Origin of the sequence: Lactobacillus crispatus (genome assembly GCF_018987235.1) — a bacterium.
Lineage (GTDB): Bacteria > Bacillota > Bacilli > Lactobacillales > Lactobacillaceae > Lactobacillus > Lactobacillus crispatus.
The window spans coordinates 705372-727553 of the sequence record NZ_CP072197.1 but is presented as its reverse complement, the minus strand read 5'-3'; the positions used below and the strand labels follow the sequence as shown (position 1 = coordinate 727553).

The following is a 22182-nucleotide window of genomic DNA, read 5'->3' as shown; positions in this document are numbered from 1 at the left end:
ATCTTCCTCAGTCAATTGCTTTAAAATGATACATATAAGCCATAAAATCGCCATGTTCAACAGGATCATAGATTCCGAGATTCATCAGCTCATCGCCACCATAAACTTGATGCGTGGTTTGATCTTCATACTGTTTATTTGGATCAAGACCCATCAATTTAGTCTTAGTGAAATATGGTTGGGCACTAGCCATCACCTTAACAGTTGACAGGACAAACTCATTTTTATCAGGTGAAACAGTTTCCCAAACACATTGATTACTCGTTTGTGCATCCTTTAGACGATAAAATGTGCCATATTGCGTAATTTTCCTAATCTTCTTATATTCTGCGACTTGTTTAGCAACGGCATTTTGATCGGCTTCACTTAACTTAGTTAAATCAAGCTCGTAACCTAAATCCCCCCACATTGCGACAATACCACGCGTCTTAAACGGCGTAATCCGGCCATTTTGCTCATTAGGACTAACCGAAACATGTGAAGTCATCATTGATTGTGGATAGACTAAACTAGTGCCATATTGAATGCTTAAGCGATCAATTGCATCACTATCATCACTAGCCCAGATTTGTGGGTTGTAATAGGCCATGCCTGCATCAAAGCGTCCGCCACCACCTGAGCAACCTTCAATTAAGAGGTCAGGATAACGATCAACAATTTTTTCAAGTAAATTATATAGACCTAATACATAACGGTGATAGACTTCACCTTGTCGATCTGCTGGCAAATCAGCTTGGTAAATATCAGACAAGTGGCGATTCATATCCCACTTAATGTAGTCAATCTTGCCTGAGTCAAGAATTGCTTTCATTTGGTCAAAAATATTATTACGTACTTCTGCTCGGCCTAAATCAAGCAAGTATTGGTTACGAGCTGGACTTGGTGTTCTTCCAGGAACATGCATCAAATAATCGGGATGCTTTTGATACAAATTAGAATCAATTGAGATCATCTCTGGTTCAAACCACAAACCAAACTTAAGCCCTTGCTGATGAACGTAATTGGCAAAGTGGTCTAGGCCATGAGGGAATTTTTTCTCAAAGACCTGCCAATCGCCCAAGGAAGAATTATCATCATCGCGATGGCCAAACCAACCATCATCAAGCACAAACATCTCAATGCCTAATTCCTTAGCCTTATCAACAATTGGCTTTAACTTATCTTCATCAAAATCGAAGTAAGTTGCTTCCCAGTTATTCACCACAATTGGCCGAACCTGATCTTTGTATTTGCTTCGCATAATGCGATCATGAATGATACTATGGAAAGCTTGGCTCATCTTATTCAAACCTTGATCTGAATAAACCATTAATACTTCAGGTGTTTGGAAACTCTCTTGCGCATTTAGCATCCAGCTAAAGTTGTAATCATTAATGCCAACAACAATCCTGGTTTGCGCATACGGATCTTTTTCTACTTCAAACTTGTGATTGCCAGAGTAAACAAAGGCGAAACCATATGCATCCCCAGCAAATTCATTTGTATCTTGATCAACTAAAGCAACAAATGGATTCATTTGGTGACTTGAAGTGCCGCGAATGCTGGAATAAACATGAATTCCTTGATTAACCTTGTTTCGTTCAACCCGTCTTTCATGCGCATGGGCACCTGGCAGTGTAATCATGTCAAAGTCACGATCTACGAAATCCATTTGCATCGAAGCTACTTTTTCAATTTTTACCATTTCCTTGCCAGCATTTCTAACTTTAGTCGAACGCACAATTACCGAACGATCACGATAAATTGTATAAAGCAAGTCAAATCTCAGCTCACTAAACTTATCTTTTAAAGTAATGATTAAAGTTTCAGCTTCATCCTTATTCTTTACCCATGCATGAGGCAAACCTTTTAGTTCAGGCTTTCCTGGCACAATTTGATAATTTTTATAGGTTAAAAATACTGCATTAGAACCGTCTGGTTGGCGCACAATCATTGCTGGCGTTCTAAAGTCCATTTCGCCTGCACTACTGTATTCTTGTAGCAAAGAATCTTTTGAAAAAGTACGATCTAATGATCCGGGTAAATTACCTGAAAAGCCTCGATCAAGTCGTGGGTACCGCAATTCACCATGATACGCTTTGATACTTTTACCGAAATACAAGTGACTTAGTGTGCCACCATCTTCAATTGAAATCAGATATGAAATTTGGTCATTATGCAAATGAAAAACTTTATTTTTTTCATCAAATGTAATTAAGTTTTTAGTCATTACTTAACCTCAGTTCTCAACTGCTACTTCAGTTTCAGGATCAAAGAAGTGCGCCTTATTCATTTCAAAGCCCATCTTTACCATATTGCCAGGCTTAGCATAGTCTCTTTGGTCTACCTTCGATACCAATTCAGTATTACCAACTTTAGTATAAAGCTGAGTTTCAGCACCTAACAATTCTGAAACTACCACTTTAGCTTCAACAACATTGTCTGGATAGGTTTCTAAAAATACTTGCTCAGTATGAACATCTTCTGGACGTATACCAAAGATCAACTCTTTTCCGTCATATCCTTTTTCTTTTAATGCCTTTAACTTACCTTCTGGAACTGGAATTTCAAAGTCATGATTATCTTTATCAATGATCTTGCCATCCTTTAAAATTACATGGAAGAAGTTCATAGCAGGCGAACCGATAAAACCAGCAACAAAGACATTAGCTGGTTTGTTATATACTTCAAGTGGACTACCAACTTGTTGTTGCTTACCATCCTTAATAATGACAATTCTATCAGCTAAGGTCATAGCTTCAGTTTGATCGTGAGTTACATAAATAGTAGTTGTCTTCAATTGTTGGTGTAGTTTAGCAATCTCGGCACGCATTGTTACACGAAGCTTAGCATCCAAGTTTGACAAAGGTTCGTCCATTAAAAAGATTGGAGCATCCCGCACAATCGCACGTCCCAAAGCAACACGCTGACGTTGACCACCAGAAAGTGCTGATGGCTTACGCTTTAAGTAATCTGTCAAGCCCAAGATCTTTGCAGCACGTTGTACTCGCTTATCAATATCTTCCTTGCTATACTTACGCAACTTCAAACCAAAGGCCATGTTGTCATAAACAGACATGTGAGGATACAAAGCATAGTTCTGGAATACCATTGCAATGTCACGGTTCTTTGGAGCAACATCGTTCATAACTTTACCACCAATTTTCAAAGTACCCTTTGAAATATCCTCTAGTCCAGCAATCATTCTTAAAGTAGTTGATTTACCACACCCAGATGGCCCAACAAAAACGATAAATTCATCGTCTTTAATATGTAAATTAAAGTCCGTTACTGAATACTTATCATTACCATCATACTTTTTATATACGTGATCTAAATCTACCTTAACCATTGTTAAAACCTCGTCTCTATTCTTAACTACTTCACAGCACCGTTACTCATACCGGCAATAATATTCTTTTGGAAAATTAAGTAAACAATTGTAATTGTGATGATACCTACTACATATGAAGCAAAACTTGGACCGTAATCGTTGAAATACTGGCCTGTATAGTTGTATTGGAACAATGGCAATGTCCACATCTTTGAATCTTTGTTCAAGATTAACAGTGGAAGCATAAAGTCATTCCAGAACCACATTGCATTAATGATTAATGTTGTTGCATGCATTGGTTTTAATAATGGGAAGATAATCTTGAAATATGCGGTAATCTTATTAGCACCGTCAATTTCTGCTGCTTCATCCAAACTTTCAGGAACACTCTGTTTGATATAGCTTACATAAAGGAACAATGTTTGTGGAACTGCATAAGTTAAATACAGAATAATCAAGCCCCACATATTAGCTAAGCCAATCTTACTCATCATGACAGTAATTGGAATCATAATTACTTGGAATGGTACGAAGATACCATTGATTAGCAAGATATACATCCAATTAAAAGCTGTATGTTTTGACATATTTCTAGCAATAGAGTAAGCAGCCATTGGGACGAAAATCATTACTAAGACAATTGATAAAACCGTAATGACAATTGAGTTCCAGAAGTAACCCATTACTCCATCCGCAAACAATCTTTGAAAGTTAGCTGTTGTCCATGGATTTGGCCAAGCAAAGAAATGATTCATAATTTGCTTAGTTGTCTTAAATGAACTTAAAAATGTATAGAGCAATGGAATTAAAATCAGAATTCCACCGACAATCAGTAAAGCATAATCCCAAAACTTCTTTGATTTATTTTCTTTTTCCATTTTGATACTCCTCTTTAATCAACGGCATACTTGTTAGAAATCTTAATTTGAATGAATGAAACAATAGCAATTAAGATGAACAAGACAATGGCAATCGCGTTGGCGTAACCAAATGAGTTATTGTTAAACGCATAGTTATAAACCAGCAAACCAAGTGAAGTAGTTGAGTTGTTAGGACCACCCGCAGTCATTGCAAAGATTTGATCGAAAGCTGTCAAACCTGACTTTAATGCCAAAATAAAGACCATTGAAATACTTGGTAACATGTATGGCAATTCAATGTTCCAGAAGATTTGACGACTATTAGCACCGTCCATCTCCGCAGCTTCTTTAATTTCATCGGGAATACTTTGTAAACCCGCTAAAAAGATAATGATTGGCATTGCCACACCTTGCCAAAGCAAAACGAAAATAGTTGCAATTACCGCACCAGTATTAGTACCTAATAAACTTGTTTGAAGCCATTCAATATGAAGTGCATTACCAATTGCTGGCAAACCATAATTGAATACTTGCTTAAAAATCAAAGCAACTGTCAAACCCGACAATACAGCTGGGAAGAAGAACCAGGCTCTAAAGAATGTTTGACCCTTGATCTTTGAGTTTAATGCTCTAGCTACTAAAATACCTATTACAATTTCACCAATAATCAATGAAATAGTTAGAATTGCAGTAAAACCAATGGATTTAGCAAAATTTCGATCCATCAACAGTAATTTATAGTTATTAATCCCAACAAACTTATAGTTGTAAGTCAAACCAGTCCAATTAGTAAAACTATAAAATGCACCTTGAATTAATGGAAAATAGAAGAAAATTGCTTGTAAAATCAATGGAACGATTAAAAACAACCAACCCCAATGTTTTTCAATAAAACTTTTTGATTTCATTTTTTACCCCTCCTAGTTAGAAGCCTTCATTGGATTGAAGAAGGTGTTCATATCATTTACCATTTGTTGCTTATTACCAGTCATCAGGTAACTAGCCGTCAAATTGAAGAAATCATTCTCACTAGTCCAGTCTTGTGCTAACCAAACCATATCGTGTTTAGTGAAAGCCAAAGTAGACAAGCCTCCCAATTGAGAATTAATTCCCTTTTGCTTTACACCTTTAACGGCTACAGGACTTCCATCAACGTTATAGTACTTTTGCATTGCAGCAGGTGTTGTCATATATGCTACAAACTTTTCTGCTGCCTTTTTGTGCTTACTCTTTGATGAAATAGACAAAGCTAAGTCGCCTGAACCAACTGTCATTTCATGACCAGCCTTTGCTGCTGGAAAAGCAAATGTTCTAACCTTAAATTTTGGCTTTTGTTGATTGATCATAGGTAATGCCCATGAACCGTTTGGCATAATCAAGCTTTTACCATTAGCAAATGAAACAACAGCATCGTTGTAACTAGCACCACGCCAATTTTGTTGTGCATTTTCACGAAGTAAGTTCAATCTAGTAAAATCTTTTTGAATATAAGGATTGTTTACTTTAATGCCGTTAGGCGCTGAGAACCTAAGTAATTGGTTAGCTTGCTTAGCACCACCTGTAACAGTAGCTAAAGATAATTGGTGATATCCGTTTAAAGTCCAAGGTTCAGTACCAGCTACAGCAAATGGTGCCTTGCCACTAGCCTTGATTTTTTTAACAATTTGTTCAAATTCAGCCCAAGTCTTAGGAGCTTTAATTCCTAATCTCTTAAATTCAGTTGCATTATAGAAGAAACCGTAAACGTTGGCACTAAGTGGTGCGTTGTAAATCTTACCGTTAATTTTAAAAGAATCAGCATAGTGATTTTTAATGTTTTTAATATATGAAGCATGAGTCATATCTTCAAAATAACCTGCTTTTGCCCATTCCTGAAAATCAATATTTTGTGGGTAAATATTAATTACATCAGGAACATCTCCTGAAAGCATTCTTGTCTTCAAAACCGTACCTGCATTAGGAACGTCAACTTCTTTAACATGAATATCAGGATTTTTCTTTTCAAAGTCTTTGATAATTTCTTTCAAAGTTGCTGACATTTCTTTTTTCTGGTTAAAGTACTCAATTGTCACTTTTTTACCAGAATTGCTGCTTTTATTTTGACCACAAGCTGTCAAACTTAAAGCCATCGTAGCGACTAAGCTAATTAAAGCTATTCTTTTTAGCCACTTTTTCATAAATTTTCACTCCTCTTGATCAAATATCGCTCTCTTTAAGTAAGCGCTATCATATTTACAATTACATCATACACTTCTATTTACAGTTTTCACTGGATTTACACAAATTTACACATTTAAATAAGTCAAAATACTATGATATAGGATTTTAAATGTGTAATATTTACATAAGGAAGTGAAAAAATATGGTAGTTACTATTAAAGATATAGCTAAAGAAGCAAACGTTTCGATAGCAACAGTTTCAAGATATATTAATCAAAATGGATATGTAGGTATTGAATCTGCTCTTAAGGTTAAAGAAGCAATAAAAAAATTAGGATATAAAGTAAAAGGTACCGTCAACTCTGTATCTAAATTAAATTTAATCGAGGTTGATTTTCCAAAAATTAATAATCCTTTTTATTCCCGGATTTAAAATTGAAGTGCAACACCAAGTGTTAAACAAAAAGGCCATGAAGACCTAAACTTGAAGTGACGAAAAATCAAGAAAGGAAGATCTTCATGACCAATTCAAATTCTAGCATTTCTAAGCACTATCATCAATTAACCAGCGTACAACGTGGACAAATTCAAGCAATGCTGGATTCCGGCATAACTTCCCGTACTGTTATCGCTCAAGAAGTCGGCTGCCATAAGTCGACAATCAGTCGCGAAATCAAACGCGGAAGCGTCCTGCAAAGAGACAGCAGCTATTTATTGTATGAGCACTATTACGCTGATACTGCACAGCTTTATTATGAGAAGCGTCGCAAAAACTGCTATCAGCGCAATCCATTGAAGCATTATGCTGTCTTTTTGAGAATGCTCTCCAGACGCTTCAAAGCTAAATTTGATGCCACCAGCATCGATGAATTCGTTGGTGAATTCAAAAGGACTATGCCAGGCTACCCTTGTCCCAGCACACCAACTGTCTATCGCTATATTGATCAGGGCTTGCTGGACATAAGCAATATTGATCTGCCTATGAAGCTCAAAAGACGCAGGAACAAGCGTCATCACGGCCAGAGCGGTCATGCTTTGCACAAGAAGAATCTTGGCAATTCCATTGAACAGCGTCCTAAAGAGATTGAAGACAGAAAAACGCCGCTGCACTGGGAAGGAGATCTGGTTAAAGGCGTCAGACGCAAGAATCAGCCTGCTTTAATGACTTTGACCGAAAGAACCACACGCTTTGAAGTAGTTATCAAGATTCCTGACTATCGGGCAAGCACATGCCAAAGGCTGCTTCAAAATGAGATTGACAGACATCCTGCCTGGTTTAAATCGATCACGTTTGACAATGGCTCTGAGTTTGCGGATATGACCAAGATCAAAGGCTGCCAGATCTACTTCGCCCACCCATATTCTCCATGGGAAAGAGGCACCAATGAGAACTGCAATGGACTTCTGCGTCAATTCTTCCCTAAAGGCAAAAGCATGAAAGATAAGTCAGCTGCTTATGTTCAACAGGCAACTGATGCCATTAACCGCAAACATCGTCGAATCCTTCAATATCACACAGCAGAAGAACTCTTCAAGCAATATATTTCCTCATAGCCTAACTGTTGCACTTAATTTGACAATTCAGGAATCCTTTTTATTCTGAATTATTTGAATATCTAGCCTTTTATTTACAGGAAAAAGGATACGATTGTATTCTTCATCTAGATCACTATCAATCCCAAGATATTAATTACTATTTAGAGCGATTTAAACAAAAGGAAATCGCTGGATTGATTACCAGCTCTCCTATTAAAATTCCTAAAAGTAGATTAAAGATAAAATTCCCTATTGTTAGTTTTGATCGTAAAATCAGCCCTCAAATTCCGACTGTTCAATCTAACAACTACGATGCAGGCATGCAAATTGCACAATCTGTTTTAAAGCAAAAGAAAAATAGAATTATTATTATTGCTGGGGCTAAAGAAGATTATTATCCGATAAGTGATCGAATCAAAGGAATGATTCGTGTATTTAATACTTTTAATGCTAAATTTGATCTTCGTTCTCTCAGTGCAAGTGATTCAATTATTGCTAAAAAAATCGCCATTCTTCAATTTTTAAAGAATAAAGATTATGATGCAATTTGTTGTACCGATGACATTACAGCTTTACTAGCTAAAGAATGTGCTGATTATTTAGGAAAAGTACCTTTAATCACAGGATTTGATGGTAGTCATTTGATTCAAAGTCTTTTTCCAAATTTAATTAGTGCTCGGCAACATACAAAAGAAATTGCTGAATTAATGTGCGATTTACTTTTACGTCAAATTAATGATCCCTCTGTTTCATTAGAAAGTGTTTATACGCTACCTGTTAGTTTAATAAATCAAAATTAAAATCAAAAAAACGCTAGAATGTAGCGATCTAATAATCATTACATTCCAGCGTCTTTTTATAACATCTTATGCTTTTTCATTTTCTGTTCGAAAATCCCGTTAATCAACTCTGTCATTTGTTGTTTTTCTTCTGCGGTTGGTTCACCATCTTCAAAAGCCTTGTATAAATCGGGATGTTCTCTAGCGATTAACTTGCAAGTGCCTTCAACAGCATGCTTGCGAAAAATTTTTGGAATCTTGTTTAGATATTCTTCCTTGACTAAAGCAATAATCTTTTCGTTTGTCATCATTTTTACTATACCTTTCAGTTGATTTCTAAATATTTTAAATATTAATATGGATTTACTTGTAAAATCAAATCATAATATCCAAAGAAGGAAACATCCCTACCACTTCATTCAGTAAGGATGTTCTCCATATTTTTATTCAAACTTCCAATCAACGGTACGCTTAAATTTTTCACCAGGTAAAAGCATGATCCGACCTAGGTCATCACCCTCTGCTGGCGGCACTTGTGCTTCAAAAGTAATCCCGCAATATGGACCAAAATCAGCCGTATATTTACCAGTATGATCAAATCCATTTCCTGTATAAAGAATCAAGGATGGAGCATTAGTCGTTACCGTTAACTTGTGTTTAGCAGAAGTTAGCACTGCATTTGGCATATTGCCATCCAAGATAAATGGATGATCCATTCCATCGCGGTTCTTAATTTGCGGATCATCAGCTTCCAATGCATCACCAACTCGCTTCTTCTTTCTAAAATCGAATGCTGTTCCATCAGCTTTTTCCATACCACGATCAGGCAAGCCAGTCTCATCAACTGGAATATAATAATCAGCATTCATTTGCAGTTGCAAGTCATTAATCGTTTTCTTTTCACCTAATGTGAAGAAAGTATGGTTAACCGGATTAAAAATAGTCAGCTTATCACTCATGGCACCCAATGAATAATGCAGAATATTGTTATTATCTAACTCATAACGAGCGTGTAATTTTAAATTACCAGGATAATCATTATGCCCATCTGGATCAAAAAGTGTTAAATCAACACGAGCACCTTTTTCATTACAACTAGGTCTAAAATCCCAAATTTCAGTATCAGTCCCAATACCACCATGAATGTGGTTAGGCCCTTCATTGATTGGTAATTGATGTAATTCTAAGCCGTGCCGCCATAAACCTCGTCTCACTCTTCCGGCAATACGTCCAACCGTACCGCCTAGATAATTACGCTCCTTGTCGTAATCTTCTGGCTTATCCAGTGACAAAATCATATTCTCACCATCACACCTTTTCCAATGTAGCACCATAGTTCAATACCTTAACTACCATACCGTGATCATTCTCTAGTGTGATTTCACAAAGATCTTTATTATCTTTTCTGCCATATTTTCTAAAACTTGTCTTCATACTCTTGCCCTTCTTTTGTATTCGCTTTCATAAATATTATAAAACGCGTGGTGCTAGTTAAATCGTTCTAGACAATAAGCCAAATTATAAGCTAAAATTGCAATTTCCAACCGGCTTTGAAAGCCTATCAGACTACGTGCTCGATTGTTCTCGGCATTGTAATAGGTCAGAAGCGAAAAGTCGCTTTCAATTGTTCTGCGAATAGCCATCAATTGATGATCATTGTGCTTTTTAGCTCCTGTCATATTTTTACGATATGGTGTCCAAAGTTCATAACCCATTTGTTTTAGCTGTTGATGCAGTTCTTTGCCTAAATAGCCTTCGTCGCCAAGAAGATAGTAATTAGATGGATGTGCATTTTCCATCAGTTCAACTGTCTCCTTGGCATCATGAACTGATGCTTTTGTTACGACATAATCAAGAATGTAACCGTCATCGCTAACAATGGCATGAACTTTGAAACCATAGAAGTAAATTTTCTTGGTGGCCTTATAACCAATGTTGGCATAACCGCGAAAAATTTTAGCACGATAGTTGCGAATTGGTTGGCAAACAGGTACCGGAAAGCTGTCAATGATCAAGAAATGTCCATTCAGGTCAACCTTTTTATTCATTTCTTGCCGTATCTGATAAATCAATTGCAATAGCTGACGTGAACGCCGATTAAAACGTGAGTGTGATAAACAATTGAAACATTCACAGAATCTTCTTTGTGATTCAATTCCTGTCTTAGCTTGCCAGATAAGTAAAGCCAAAATCAGACTGTCCGTAGTTTTAATTTGATCAATATTTCGCCGATGAGTAAACTCAGCCGGTGCATACAAACGATACCAGTGCCGACAAATTATCACTAAATCTTTAAAACTAACTTGTAAATGGTGGCTAAAACGCTTAAGCTTAAGGCAGTTCAATCAGATCAGACTCTTTTCTATTATTACTATTTACAAGTCGAGTCTAACAAGATTGGACTTTTTTATTAACTAAAACGATTTAACTAGCACCACGCGTATTATAAATTATTTAACCATCAGAATATATGAGTTACCGCTAACAAAAAAACGAGATCCAACAGATCTCGTTTTAAACATTGATGAGTTAAATCTGCTTAGTTAAAGCGGTAATGAACTTATCCCAGCCTTCATCGCCATCTGCATTATTCTTGAAAACACCAGCATCTTGCAATACTTGTTCAAAGACTTCAACTAAAGCTTGCTGCATCACAGCGTCAACATTCTCGGCAGTAATATTCTGCTCTGCTTTAATTTGATCGGCCCATTCTTTGTGGCTAATAGCCATCTTATTATCTTGGCCCAACCAGTATTTTTTAACTTCTTCAAGTTCACTCTTTAACCGACCTGGCAAAATAGCACGGCCCATTACTTCGATCAAGCCAATATTTTCCTTTTTAATATGCCACAATTCTTTATGTGGGTGGAAAATACCTAACGGATAATTTTCACTAGTGTTGTTGTCACGCAAAACCAGATCAAGTACGAAGTTCTTGCCTTCACGGTGCATAATTGGAGTCACAGTATGATGACGTGTTTTACCATCAAAAGCCTTAATTTGACGAGCAGAATCTGAATAATGATCCCAGAAATTAATAATTTTAGCGCCCAATTCAATCAAATCTAACGAATTATCGCTAATCAAGCGCAAGTCGCTCATTGGCCAATCAACAATGCCAGCAACCACTTCAGGATAATCATCAAAGACTACATTTTTCTTAATCTTAGCTTTCATCATTGGAAAAGTATGACGTCCGCCTTGATAGTGTTCATGTGCTAACATTGACCCACCAACAATTGGCAAGTCAGCATTTGAACCAACAAAATAATGTGGTAACGTCTTTTCAATTTCAACCAAATTAATCAAAGTTTGTTGGTTGATGACCATTGGAATATGCTTTTGATCTAAGAAAATACAATGTTCATTGAAGTAAGCATATGGTGAATACTGAAATCCCCAAGGGCGGCCACCAATATTCATGCGAATAATTCTCAAATTTGAACGAGCATTTTTGCCATATCCACCAAGGTAACCCTCGTTTTCTAGGCAAAGTGCACATTGAGGATATTTCTTACCAGTTGCATGAGCTGCTGCCGCAATTGCCTTAGGATCCTTTTCCGGTTTAGACAAATTAATTGTAATTTCTAAGCCATGTCCTTTAGAGCTGGTCCCTGAGAATACAACATTCTTGGCAATTGCTTTCTTTTTGACATAATTGTTGTTTTCGCAAAGTTTATAAAACCAATCTGTTGCTTTTTCAGGTGATTTTTGCATTTTTTGCCAAAAGATGCCATTAGTTTTAGATGGTGTTGGCGTTATCAAGTCGTATAGTTGATCATTCAAAACTTCACGTGAAGTAACATCATCCGAAATCTTTTTATTTTGCACGGCTAAATCAACTAATTGCTTAACTGAAGTTTGTTCATCATTAGCTTCAACGCTACTTGCCTCATCGCCAACTAAAGCGCGAATTTTGTTAATCACATATACGCGATCGAGCGGCTCATACGCTCCACTATTAATAACTTCATCCGCAAATTTTTCAATAACTTTCATACTTATCCTCTTGTCTGATTAAATTCTCTTAGTTCCATCAACAATTTCCGCATCATAGAAGCTGGCATCGTAACCGATCTTGTCGCGGTAAATCTTGCCAACATTTTTCTTAAATGCCTCAGCTTGGTCTTTCTTGACGATTGCAATGGCACTACCACCGAAGCCACCGCCAATCATTCTTGCACCCAAGACGCCAGGTTGAGCCCATGAAGCTTCAGCTAAAGCATCTAGTTCTTGACCAGTTACTTCATAATCGTAATGAAGTGAAACGTGTGAAGCATCAATCAAACGTCCCAATTTTTTCAAATCTCCATCTTGCATGGCCTTTGTTGCCCGCAAAGTTCTTTGGTTTTCACTAACAGCATGACGAGCACGCTTAATTTCAGTTTCATTATTAATCAGATATGCATATTCATCAAAAGTATCATTATCAAGCTCACCTAAAGTCTTAATATCTAACTTAGCCTGCAACTTCTTCACTGCATCATGACATTCACGAACACGATCATTATAAGCAGAATCGGCTAAGGTATGTGGCTTGTTAGTTGCCATAATAATAATTTCGTAATCGCCTAAAGCGAGTGGCTTATACTCATAATCTAATGTATTGCAATCGAGGAAGATAGCACTATCTTTTTTACCCATAATGCAGGCAAATTGATCCATAATCCCTGAATTCAAGCCAACAAATTCATTCTCTGTTCTTTGACCCATCTTGGCTAAAGCAATCCGGTCAACATCTAAGTTAAATTCATCCTTTAAAATAATGCCCATTAGCATTTCAATGGCAGCACTTGATGATAGCCCTGAACCTGATGGTAAATTGGCTTTGATATAAAGATTAAAACCATGATCAATGTTGTCATATTTTTCACGTAAGTACGTAATCATGCCCTTGAAGTAGTTAGCCCAAAAGCGATCATCTTTCTCAACAGTTGTGTCGTCAATATCGAATTCCACGATATCGCCATCAACATTGCCAGAAAACAAGCAAACTTTTTTATCCTCTCTTGGGCCGTAAACACCATAAACACCCAAACTAATTGCAGCTGGGAAAACATGACCACCATTGTAGTCAGTGTGTTCACCGATCACGTTGATTCGACCAGGTGAGAAAAAGACATCCTTACCTTTTTCACCAAAAGTTGTCTCATATTCTTTAAGTAATTCTTCCTTATTCATTGTTTTTACCTCAAATTTATTCTGTAATCGTTTTCAAGTATTAGTATATCTCTTCAGTATCTTTTAGTAAAAACAAGAAGCTAGATCGTTTGTCTAACTTCTTGTCTTCATTAAGGAAAAAATCATTTATTTAACAAGTATTTGTACATCCCATGCCTTCATTTGATCATGAGCTTGCTGACCAGTTAAAATATTTTGATACTCTACAAATTTTTGTGGCAATTTTCTTTCTTCATTACTCATATTTAAAACAAAGTATAATTCTTGCCTAGACTGAGTAACTCGCTTAGTAACTTCTAGATTATGGCTATCGCCCACCAATGATTCAACGTTAGCTGTCAAAACAATATGGTTGAATAGCTGCGTCAACCCAATGTGATCCAACTTAGTACCAACATACCAGGCCTTACCTTGACCATATTTATTTTCCGTGACTGCAGCCGTTCCTGCATAAAACTCATTGGAGTACTTTGCTAAAACTTTTGCATTTTCTGGATGAATCAAGTCACAAACCAAACCCGCTTTATAATCCTTGCCATTTAGTGAAACAGTTGTCTTATGTCCTGGTACAATTGCATCGCTTTCTTCAACCCAAATACCCGTAATATCTTTTAACGGGCCAGGATAGCCACCAAGATAAACATTATCACTATCGTTAACCATTCCAGACATATAGGTAGTGACAAAGTTGCCACCATTTTTGACATAAGCATTAATTTTTTCGCTTAGCCCTGCTTTAACCATGTATAAAACAGGAGCAACTACTAAATCATATTGACTAAAATCATCATCGACACTAATTACATCTGTCGGAATATTGCGTTCATAAAATTGACGATAATAATCTAAGATTGATTCCATATAATTAAAATCTTGACTAATACCGTCAACGTACTCATATGACCAGAAGTTATCCCAATCAAATACAATAGCAGCTCTAGCCTTAGTTTTAGAGCCTAAAACAGTTGGGCCAATATTTTTTAATTTTTTACCCAAATCTTCTAGTTCATGAAAGACTCTAGTATCTGTTCTTTGAGAATGAGCAATTACTGCACTATGGAATTTTTCAGAACCACCAACAGCCTGCTTTAATTGGAAGAATTGTACTGTATCTGCTCCATGTGCCACAGCCTGCAATTCAGTTGCAGCCATCTGACCTGGTCTTTTCAGCGGGCTATATGGTTGCCAATTGACTTGCGACGGTGCAGATTCCATTAACATAAATGGCTGATGCTTTAAACTACGCATTAAGTCATACAAAAATGCTGGTAAATACTTAGGTGCATCGTAGGTTGGGTAAGAATCATAAGAAATAATATCTTGATCTTTAGCCCATTTTTGATAATCAACCATCTTATTAGGTAAGCCATGGAAATTAGTAGTTACAGGAGTATGTGGATCATACTTTTTAATAATTGATTTTTCCATCTGAAAAAGATTTTGTAAACTATCAGATTGAAAACGTAAATAATCAATTGATAAACCGGCAACAATGGTTTCGCTACCTTCTGGTCCCCAGGCGTCTCCTAACTCATTAGGAACAACAATCTCATCCCAATCATGAATAGTATGGCTCCACACATTCATATTCCAGGCCTCATTCAGGTTATCTAGTGTTTGATATTTACTCTTGAGCCAAGTACGAAAAGCATTTTGACAATTTTCACAGTAGCAATTGCCGCCATATTCATTATTCACATGCCAAACAGCAATATGAGGGTTATTACTATATCTTTCGGCAATTTTCTCGACTAATTTACTAGCTAAAACTTGATAATTCTTACTATTGGGGCAAAAGTTATGACGTGCACCAAAGACGTGCCGGCGTCCTTGATAGTCAACGCGTGCTACATCAGGATATTTTTTAAACATCCAAGCTGGCATCGCAGCAGTAGAAGTAGCAAGTACAATATCAAAATTTGCATCAGACAATTCTTGAATAATTTTATCTAATTTTGAAAAATCATATTGGCCTTCTCTTGACTCAAGCAAACTCCAAGAAAAAACATTAATTGTAGCAGAATTTAAATCCGCTTTTTTAAAAACTTTAATATCTTCTGACCAAGTGTCTTCTGGCCATTGATCTGGGTTATAGTCCCCACCATATAAAAAACGTTTTAACTGTGTCATTGTAATTCCTCTACTTAAATTGTACATCTAATACTTTTTCACCATGCTCAACAATCTTACCAGGTTCAATTTCACTAGATTTTACAATTCGTCCTGGTTGTGTATAGAAGGTAACTACAGTGTCCTGATAGCCATTCTTAAGAGCTAAATCACGATCAAACTCTAACAGCAAGTCACCTTTTTTTACCTTTTGACCATCATCATAATAAGTTTCAAAGCCTTCACCGCGCAAGTTAACTGTACCTAAGCCGACATGAACAACTACTTGTAAACCATTATTTGAAACAATTTCAAAAGCATGCTTAGTACCAAAAGTGAACCTAACTACACCATCAAATGGAGCATAAATATTGCCTGAATCTGGTTTAATTGCAAAACCCTTTCCTGGGAATGGCTTACCATCTTCGTCAATTACTTCTGCCATCTTCATTAACTTACCGTCTGCAGGAGCATAGATAGTCTGATCTTGAGGTCTAACTTGAGTATTAGATTCATTCTTTTCAATCTTACCTTCTGCAAGTTGATCTTTTAGTTCTTCAACCACTTCGGCATGTTTCTTTTCAGATAAAGTTACCTTAGTCAAAAAGACTACGATTGATAAGACTGCCAAAGTAAGTGGGATATATAATGCCATCATATTAAAGGTGCTAATATCATGAGCAGTCATGTCTGCAGCAGTTGCAGAACCGGTCATCCCAGCAGCAATTGCAACATAACCAACTAAAGCATTAGAAACCGCACCGGTAAACTTATCAATCATCGGCCGAACAGCTAAAACAACAGCTTCATTTCTTTGACCATTCTTAAGTTGTCCATATTCAATTGCGTCAGTTAATGTTAAAACAGTTACCAATTGAGCAAAGTTAATGTTTAAAAGAACCAAGCCCAAGTCCATCAAAAATACGTTGTCTCTGCCGAAAATAAACAAAACATAAGCTAAAACCATGCAAGTTTGTCCAGCGATGAATAACCATTTTCTTGGAATGTATTTGTTCAGAATTGGGAACATTGGACTAATACAGAAACCGATAATTGTTGCAATAACACCAACTACCCAGAAGTCATTTGGCTTACCAATAACGAATTTATACATATAGAACAAAACACCATTGGTAATTACATATGCTAATGAGTAAAGCAAGTATGCTAAACTTGGCCATAAAATCTGATCGTTATGGAAAATAGCACCGAATACTTGACGTAAAGTAGTCTTTTGCTTAGCTGAGTTTCTAATAATATTGTGCTTTTCTTTAGTACCGAAACAAACAATCAAGGCACATACAATTGCTAAAGCTGAAATTACTGCCGCAAATGCTAACCAACCTGGTGCACCTTCCTCATGTTTACCAGTTACCGCATAAGTCACAGCTGTAACTAATGGAACAACAATAATTGTTAATCCGTTCCAACCAATTGTTCCTGAAAAGGCACCTAAAGAAGTATAAATACCACGTGCATGTGAATCTTCACTTAAAGCTGGTACCATGCCCCAATAAGAAACATCAGATAATGAATAAAATACATCAAAACTGATATAAATTAGTACAAATAAAATCGCAAAGAGAATCCAACTTTTTTGTGCTAATCCAAAAATGCCAGTAAACAAAACTAATAATAAGGCGGCACTTACTAAAGTACCAATTAAAATCCAAGGTTTGAATTTGCCCCATCTAGTTTTAGTATTATCAACTATATTTCCTAGAATAGGATCAATTACCAATTCAGCAATTCTAATTACAACCATCAATCCTGTAATTAAGCCGATCAGCTTATCTGCAACGGACTGATTAAGTCCGCTGAACATGCTGCTAGTAATAAAAATAATAAAATATGTACTCATCACACCATAAAAAGCCGAGTGACCTAAGTTACCCAAACAGAATGATGCGTAGGAAAGAATCTGCTTCCCTGACTTGTCACTGTGTGTCATAAATTTGCCCCCTAAAGCAATCTTTTGATTGTAATCGTTTACATAGCTTAGTATATTCTCTATTTTTGCTAAGTAAAGAATTTATTTATATTTAATAAATTATTTACTGAAAGCTAAACAAAAAGAGAACGCATTAAATTAGCATTCTCTTTTGATAGTATTACTAAAAAATATTTTTATTTACTAATTAATTTACTTCTTAGGCACAAAACTCTTGCGCACAACTAAATTAGTATTCATATTTACATCAATGTGTGCCCGATTAGGTTGAATAATCAGATTCGTTAGCATATTTAATGCCATATCAATCATCTCTTGTTGATCAATATTATAAGAAGAAAGTGGCGGTGAAACATACTTAACCACATTACTATTATTAATACTTAAAATTGCAGTATCTTTTGGCACATTAACATTGTTCTCATTAAAAGCTTGCAAAACTCCAACTGCCAAAGTATCCGAAGCAATTAAAAATGCATCAGGCAATTTATTTTTGCATTTAGCCAGTACCTCTTTTCCCAACTTATAGCCATTAGCAACGCTAAACGGGCCATTAACAAACATCAATTCATCACTTTTGCCTCTCACCTTGATATACTCCGCAAAAGCGGTGGCACGTACATCTACTTCTTGAATATGATCATGCTTAGGCCCAACGCCACCTATAAAACCAATGCGCTGATATCCTTTATCGAGAAAAAGATCAATTGCATTTTTTACTGTCAGCGTTAAATTTGGGCGAATGGAATCAAATAATTCAGGCGCTGGATTAGTATCGACAAAAACACCGTTAGGCAGAACCTCATGTAACTTCTTAAGCGTTTCATTTTCAATCGGAGCTGCGCCAACTCCAATAAAGCCTTGAAAAAGAGACGCATGCTTGATCAAATCATCTGCATCATAAAAAGTCTTCATCTGCAGCGACTCTGCTTCTACTGTTGAAATCAGCGCTTGCTTTAATGAAGTAAAATATTCATCTTGCAGTTGCTCTTCATGATTTACTCGGTATAGTAACGCAATTGTTGGACGAATCTTCTTCTCCTGATGATCCTTCCAATAGCCCAATTTATTGGCAATTTCTAAAATTTTGTTCTTAGTATCAGCCGTAATTGACAAATTAGGATCATTATTTAATAAGCGCGAAACCGTAGCTGAAGAATACCCTGATTCTTGTGCTATTTCTTTAATTGTTGTCATATTTATATCTTTTCTATCTTAAATAAATAATTTTTAACTTTATTATACAAAATATTTACGTAATTCCAATAAATATCATAAGCACTTTGTCATTCGTTTTCGAGTCAAAAATATTAATCTTCAAAATATTTTTCAGTAAATAATTTACTTATTAAGTAAATTTATTATCTATGTGCTATAATATAAGCGTTTTCAAGGTTAATTTTTTTTATAGAAATCAGGTATTTTCATGAAAGCAAATCTTAGCTGGCTTGATGACCCCGAAGTTTTCCGCGTTAATCAAGTTCCTGCCCACAGCGATCATCCCTATTTCAAGAACTATCGCGAATGGCAAAAGCAAACTAGTAGTTTTGTTCAAAGTTTAAATGGTGACTGGTGTTTTAAGTTTTCAGCTAATCCACAAACACGACCCGTTGATTTCTTTAAAACAGATTTCGATTCTTCATCATTTGATCACATTCCAGTCCCAAGTGAAATTGAGCTAAATAATTACGCTCAAAATCAATATATTAATACGCTCTTTCCGTGGGAAGGAAAAATTTATCGTCGACCTGCTTACACAATCAACCAAAAAGCTACCGACTCTTTTAGCAAAGGTGCAGATAACACAGTTGGCTCTTACATTAAGCATTTTGACTTAAATTCCACTTTGCGAGGTCGTGATGTTCACATTGTTTTTGAAGGAGTTGAGCGAGCAATGTATGTTTGGCTCAATGGTCATTTTGTTGGTTACGCCGAAGACAGTTTCACTCCTTCAGAATTTGATCTAACACCTTACATTAAAAACAAAAACAATATTTTAGCAGTTGAAGTTTTCAAACATAGCACTGCCTCTTTCTTGGAAGACCAGGATATGTTCCGTTTTTCTGGCATTTTTCGTTCAGTTGAATTGCTCGGCCTACCTGAGACGCATTTAACCGATCTCGATTTAAAACCAGAAGTTACAAATAATTACCAAGATGGAATCTTTAATGCTCAATTGCACTTTACAGGCAAAAATACTGGCTCAGTTCACTTGTTCGTAGAAGATATTAATGGCAAAACTCTACTTGAGAAAAAAGCACCAATCAGCTTAACCATAAAAATTGAAAAAGAATTATTCAAAAATGTGCATCTTTGGGATAACCATGACCCATATTTGTACCAACTAATTATTGAAGTTCACGCTGAAAATGGTGATTTACTTGAACTAATTCCTTACCAATTCGGCTTTAGAAAAATCGAAATTAATTCTGACAAGGTTGTTTTATTAAATGGTCAACGTCTAATTATTAATGGGGTCAATCGGCATGAATGGAATATGAAGCGTGGCCGCAGCATCACTTTAACTGATATGAAACAAGATATACATGCTTTTAAAGAAAATAACATCAATGCGGTTAGAACTTGCCATTATCCTAATCAGATTCCCTGGTACTATCTCTGCGATCAAAATGGAATCTATGTCATGGCTGAAAATAATCTCGAATCACATGGTACTTGGCAAAAGATGGGACAAGTTGAACCTTTAGATAATGTTCCCGGTTCTATTCCTGAATGGCGTGAAGCTGTAATTGACCGTGCCCGCAACAATTATGAAACTTTAAAAAACCATACCGCCATTCTCTTCTGGTCTCTTGGCAATGAATCATATGCCGGAGAAAACATTGCGGCTATGAATAAATTTTATAAAGCACACGATCATAGTCGCCTGACCCACTATGAAGGCGTGGTTCATACGCCAGAATTAAAGGACAAGATTTCTGATCTTGAAAGCTGGATGTATTTACCACCAAAAGATGTTGAAGAATATCTTAAAAATAAGCCTCAAAAGCCATTTTTAGAATGCGAATATATGCATGATATGGGTAATTCTGATGGTGGCATGGGTTCCTACATTAAATTGCTTGACCAATACCCACAATATTTAGGCGGCTTTATTTGGGACTTCATCGACCAAGCGCTATTAGTACATGATCCAGTTAGCAACCAAGACGTGTTGCGTTATGGTGGTGATTTCGATGACCGCCATTCCGACTATGAATTTTCAGGAGATGGCTTGATGTTCGCCGATCGTACGCCAAAACCAGCAATGCAGGAGGTTAAATACTACTATGGCTTACACAAATAATTTACATATAATCTATGGGGATGCTACTTTAGGCATTAATACCCCAGATAAGCAATATATTTTCAGCTATGAAAAAGGTGGCTTAGAGTCTTTAAAAATTAAGGGTAAAGAATGGTTTTATCGCGTTCCTACCCCAACCTTTTGGCGTGCAACTACTGATAACGATCGCGGCAACGGTTTCAACTTAAAAGCAGCTCAATGGCTCGGCGCCGATATGTTTAGCCACTGTACTGAAATTCAGCTCAAAGTTGATCAACATGATTTTGCAGATTTGCCAATCGCTCCACTCAACAACCAATTTTCTAATCATGAGTACGCAAGTAAAGTCGAAATTACTTTTATTTATGAAACTTTAACTATTCCAAAAACAAAAGTTGAAATTACTTACCAAATTAACAATAATGGTCATGTTACAATTAAGATGCGTTATTTTGGTAAAAAAGATTTACCACCGCTTCCAGTAATTGGAATGCGCTTTATCATACCAACTCTAGCTAGTGGCTTTGAATATGAAGGCTTATCTGGTGAGACTTATCCTGATCGGATGGCTGGAGCCAGTGCTGGCTCTTTTAAAATTAAGGGATTGCCAGTAACCAAATACCTAGTGCCACAGGAAAATGGGATGCACATGCAAACGCATCAACTCAAAATCACTAGAAATACTACGCTCAACAATGCTGATCATTCTAATGAGGATTTTGACCTCACCGTTGAGCAAACTGATAAGCCATTCAACTTCAGTTGCCTTCCCTACACAGCAGAAGAACTAGAAAATGCAACTCATATTGAAGAACTGCCATTAGCCCGCAGAACTGTTTTGGTAATTGCTGGTGCTGTCCGCGGTGTTGGCGGCATTGACAGTTGGGGCAGCAATGTTGAAGATCAATATCAAATCGACCCAAGTCAAGATCATGAATTTTCATTTAAATTGCTTTAATTTTAAATATTTTATTTAAAATCAGTAAATTATTTACTAAAATATGTGT

At 36.4% G+C, this 22182-nt stretch carries 16 protein-coding genes and 2 pseudogenes; 5 read left to right on the top strand and 13 right to left on the bottom strand.

From position 1 onward, the window contains the following. Nucleotides 1-7: 7 nt before the first annotated feature. From J6L97_RS03645 to J6L97_RS03625, 5 genes are read right to left on the bottom strand one after another with little or no spacing between them, the layout of a single operon-like run. On the bottom strand, nt 8-2209 hold the full coding sequence (locus tag J6L97_RS03645; protein ID WP_057726980.1) for an alpha-galactosidase: 2202 nt from the start codon (nt 2207-2209) through the stop codon (nt 8-10). A 9-nt stretch (nt 2210-2218) separates the two neighbouring features. After that, nucleotides 2219-3331: an ABC transporter ATP-binding protein gene (locus J6L97_RS03640; protein WP_005719533.1), complete on the bottom strand. Its 1113-nt coding sequence runs from the start codon at nt 3329-3331 to the stop codon at nt 2219-2221. A gap of 26 nt (nt 3332-3357) precedes the next feature. Further along, nucleotides 3358-4191: a carbohydrate ABC transporter permease gene (locus J6L97_RS03635; protein ID WP_054833003.1), complete on the bottom strand. Its 834-nt coding sequence runs from the start codon at nt 4189-4191 to the stop codon at nt 3358-3360. 14 nt (nt 4192-4205) lie between these two features. After that, nucleotides 4206-5081 (bottom strand): carbohydrate ABC transporter permease, encoded by an 876-nt coding sequence (locus tag J6L97_RS03630; protein ID WP_054833004.1) that lies wholly within the window; start codon nt 5079-5081, stop codon nt 4206-4208. A gap of 12 nt (nt 5082-5093) precedes the next feature. Beyond that, a complete protein-coding gene (locus J6L97_RS03625; protein WP_057726979.1) occupies nt 5094-6350 on the bottom strand; it encodes an extracellular solute-binding protein in 1257 nt (418 codons plus the stop codon). Nucleotides 6351-6535: 185 nt separating this feature from the next. Here J6L97_RS03625 and J6L97_RS03620 point away from each other — a divergent pair, with 185 nt between their 5' ends. The 3 genes and pseudogenes from J6L97_RS03620 to J6L97_RS03610 form a co-directional block, all read left to right on the top strand. Then, a complete protein-coding gene (locus J6L97_RS03620) occupies nt 6536-6766 on the top strand; it encodes a LacI family DNA-binding transcriptional regulator (protein ID WP_151388759.1) in 231 nt (76 codons plus the stop codon). A gap of 86 nt (nt 6767-6852) precedes the next feature. Beyond that, entirely contained in the window at nt 6853-7887 is a 1035-nt protein-coding gene (locus J6L97_RS03615) for an IS30 family transposase (RefSeq protein ID WP_123811765.1), read from the top strand. A gap of 92 nt (nt 7888-7979) precedes the next feature. After that, nucleotides 7980-8669, top strand: a pseudogene (locus J6L97_RS03610) (substrate-binding domain-containing protein); the annotation flags it as partial. Between the two features lie 56 nt (nt 8670-8725). Here the strand turns inward: J6L97_RS03610 and J6L97_RS03605 are convergent. From J6L97_RS03605 to J6L97_RS03570, 8 genes and pseudogenes are all read right to left on the bottom strand, one after another. Further along, nucleotides 8726-8959, bottom strand: coding sequence for a hypothetical protein (locus J6L97_RS03605; protein WP_054833082.1), 234 nt, complete (start codon nt 8957-8959; stop codon nt 8726-8728). A 132-nt stretch (nt 8960-9091) separates the two neighbouring features. After that, nucleotides 9092-10082 (bottom strand): annotated as a pseudogene (locus J6L97_RS03600) (aldose epimerase family protein). A 53-nt stretch (nt 10083-10135) separates the two neighbouring features. Beyond that, nucleotides 10136-10993 carry an IS982 family transposase gene (locus J6L97_RS03595; RefSeq protein ID WP_118992340.1) on the bottom strand — a complete coding sequence of 286 codons (858 nt, stop codon included), beginning with the start codon at nt 10991-10993 and terminating at the stop codon, nt 10136-10138. Nucleotides 10994-11177: 184 nt separating this feature from the next. Continuing rightward, nucleotides 11178-12647, bottom strand: a complete 1470-nt coding sequence (locus J6L97_RS03590; RefSeq protein ID WP_057726846.1) for a UDP-glucose--hexose-1-phosphate uridylyltransferase — start codon at nt 12645-12647, stop codon at nt 11178-11180. 18 nt (nt 12648-12665) lie between these two features. After that, on the bottom strand, nt 12666-13829 hold the full coding sequence (locus J6L97_RS03585; protein ID WP_057726845.1) for a galactokinase: 1164 nt from the start codon (nt 13827-13829) through the stop codon (nt 12666-12668). A 126-nt stretch (nt 13830-13955) separates the two neighbouring features. Then, nucleotides 13956-15959, bottom strand: coding sequence for a beta-galactosidase (locus tag J6L97_RS03580; protein ID WP_057726844.1), 2004 nt, complete (start codon nt 15957-15959; stop codon nt 13956-13958). A 10-nt stretch (nt 15960-15969) separates the two neighbouring features. Further along, nucleotides 15970-17889, bottom strand: a complete 1920-nt coding sequence (locus J6L97_RS03575; protein ID WP_057726843.1) for a sugar MFS transporter — start codon at nt 17887-17889, stop codon at nt 15970-15972. Between the two features lie 192 nt (nt 17890-18081). Continuing rightward, nucleotides 18082-19086: a LacI family DNA-binding transcriptional regulator gene (locus J6L97_RS03570; RefSeq protein WP_057726842.1), complete on the bottom strand. Its 1005-nt coding sequence runs from the start codon at nt 19084-19086 to the stop codon at nt 18082-18084. Nucleotides 19087-19315: 229 nt separating this feature from the next. On the opposite strand from J6L97_RS03570, the gene J6L97_RS03565 reads away from it, so the two are divergent. Together J6L97_RS03565 and J6L97_RS03560 are read left to right on the top strand one after the other, a co-directional pair. Next, nucleotides 19316-21196, top strand: coding sequence for a glycoside hydrolase family 2 TIM barrel-domain containing protein (locus J6L97_RS03565; protein ID WP_057726841.1), 1881 nt, complete (start codon nt 19316-19318; stop codon nt 21194-21196). Then, on the top strand, nt 21180-22133 hold the full coding sequence (locus J6L97_RS03560) for a beta-galactosidase small subunit (protein WP_057726840.1): 954 nt from the start codon (nt 21180-21182) through the stop codon (nt 22131-22133). Before J6L97_RS03565 ends, J6L97_RS03560 begins: the two co-directional genes overlap by 17 nt. Nucleotides 22134-22182 lie beyond the last annotated feature (49 nt).

Excerpts from the sequence above, each read along its gene's own strand:
- J6L97_RS03645 (WP_057726980.1), bottom strand. The coding sequence starts at position 2,209 with ATGACTAAAAACTTAATTACATTTGATGAAAAAAATAAAGTTTTTCAT.
- J6L97_RS03640 (WP_005719533.1), bottom strand. The coding sequence starts at position 3,331 with ATGGTTAAGGTAGATTTAGATCACGTATATAAAAAGTATGATGGTAAT.
- J6L97_RS03635 (WP_054833003.1), bottom strand. The coding sequence starts at position 4,191 with ATGGAAAAAGAAAATAAATCAAAGAAGTTTTGGGATTATGCTTTACTG.
- J6L97_RS03630 (WP_054833004.1), bottom strand. The coding sequence starts at position 5,081 with ATGAAATCAAAAAGTTTTATTGAAAAACATTGGGGTTGGTTGTTTTTA.
- J6L97_RS03625 (WP_057726979.1), bottom strand. The coding sequence starts at position 6,350 with ATGAAAAAGTGGCTAAAAAGAATAGCTTTAATTAGCTTAGTCGCTACG.
- J6L97_RS03620 (WP_151388759.1), top strand. The coding sequence starts at position 6,536 with ATGGTAGTTACTATTAAAGATATAGCTAAAGAAGCAAACGTTTCGATA.
- J6L97_RS03615 (WP_123811765.1), top strand. The coding sequence starts at position 6,853 with ATGACCAATTCAAATTCTAGCATTTCTAAGCACTATCATCAATTAACC.
- J6L97_RS03605 (WP_054833082.1), bottom strand. The coding sequence starts at position 8,959 with ATGATGACAAACGAAAAGATTATTGCTTTAGTCAAGGAAGAATATCTA.
- J6L97_RS03590 (WP_057726846.1), bottom strand. The coding sequence starts at position 12,647 with ATGAAAGTTATTGAAAAATTTGCGGATGAAGTTATTAATAGTGGAGCG.
- J6L97_RS03585 (WP_057726845.1), bottom strand. The coding sequence starts at position 13,829 with ATGAATAAGGAAGAATTACTTAAAGAATATGAGACAACTTTTGGTGAA.
- J6L97_RS03580 (WP_057726844.1), bottom strand. The coding sequence starts at position 15,959 with ATGACACAGTTAAAACGTTTTTTATATGGTGGGGACTATAACCCAGAT.
- J6L97_RS03575 (WP_057726843.1), bottom strand. The coding sequence starts at position 17,889 with ATGACACACAGTGACAAGTCAGGGAAGCAGATTCTTTCCTACGCATCA.
- J6L97_RS03570 (WP_057726842.1), bottom strand. The coding sequence starts at position 19,086 with ATGACAACAATTAAAGAAATAGCACAAGAATCAGGGTATTCTTCAGCT.
- J6L97_RS03565 (WP_057726841.1), top strand. The coding sequence starts at position 19,316 with ATGAAAGCAAATCTTAGCTGGCTTGATGACCCCGAAGTTTTCCGCGTT.
- J6L97_RS03560 (WP_057726840.1), top strand. The coding sequence starts at position 21,180 with ATGGCTTACACAAATAATTTACATATAATCTATGGGGATGCTACTTTA.